Source organism: Streptomyces phaeoluteigriseus (assembly GCF_001896135.2).
GTDB classification, from domain to species: domain Bacteria; phylum Actinomycetota; class Actinomycetes; order Streptomycetales; family Streptomycetaceae; genus Streptomyces; species Streptomyces phaeoluteigriseus.
The window spans coordinates 1-1,043 of sequence record NZ_MPOH02000047.1; the positions used below are offsets into that span (position 1 = coordinate 1).

Annotated in this window: 1 pseudogene; it reads right to left on the reverse strand. The window is 64.8% G+C overall.

Features of this window, described 5'->3' with window-relative positions:
* Window positions 1-75: 75 nt before the first annotated feature.
* Window positions 76-881: pseudogene (locus tag BM536_RS37840) on the reverse strand (transposase family protein).
* Window positions 882-1,043: the final 162 nt, after the last annotated feature.

The window sequence follows — 1,043 nt, forward strand, 5'->3', positions numbered from 1 at the left end:
GCCGGAAAACCCTCCGGCGGCCGGCGGCCCGTCCGCTGCCTCCTACCGGCCCCCGAATTCATCACTGAACCTCTTTCATCCTGAATAGCTGCAGGTCAGGAGTGTGTGGACGGCCTGGACGATCGTGATGATACGGCGGGTGGAGCATCTGGCTCGCCGGAGCAGTCGCCATGACTTCACCTGGGCGAAGGCACGTTCGCGCGGAGCGCGCAGTCGAGCGTGGTCGCGGTTGAACTGCTGGTAGTGCTCGGGCTGTTCGCGGTGGTGGTAATAGGGGGTGCGGACGGTGGCGCCGGTGCCCTGGTAGGCGCGGTCGGCAAGGACGAGGATCTGCCGGGTCAGGCAGGCCGGGACAATGCCGTGAGCCCGGGCCGCGGTCAGGTCATGGGTGCGGCCGGGCGTCGCCCGGGAGAACCACAGCGGTGTGCCATCGGGACGAGCGATGACCTGCACGTTCATTCCGTGCTTGCAGTGCTTCATCGAGTAGTACGGCTCGTCCGCACGGATCCGGTCGATGGGGATCAAGGTGCCGTCAACGATGACGTGGTCGCCCTCACCGAGGCCGGTGAGCGCTTCGTGGAGACTGGGCGCCCAGCCGGCCAGGACGTCCAGCGTCTCGTCGACGTACCGCCAGGCGGTGGCCTGCGATATTCCGAAACCATCCCCGAGCTGCCAGAACGTCTCGTCCTTCCGCAGATGCAGCAGCGTGAGAAGCGCTTGCTTGAAGCAGCCGAGCCTGCGCCAACGTGTGTTGCGAGCCCGACGGTGTTCGTACAGCAGCCAGGAAACATGCTCGACCAGCTCATACGGGACATCAAGCCTGGCAGGATACGGACCCACAGGGCCCCTTCGGTCGCCAGCGTGTTGAGTGAGCTCACCACGCCAACGACGAGGGGCCCTGCCTCGTCACCACACCCGCTGACCAGCCCACTTCACCCTCCAGCACAGGATGAAAGAGACTCACTAAGACGTCATCTCATTTGGCGAGTCTGCGGTAGCAGATGAGTGTGCAAGCGATGCTGGTGAAGGCGAGGAAGTGCTCG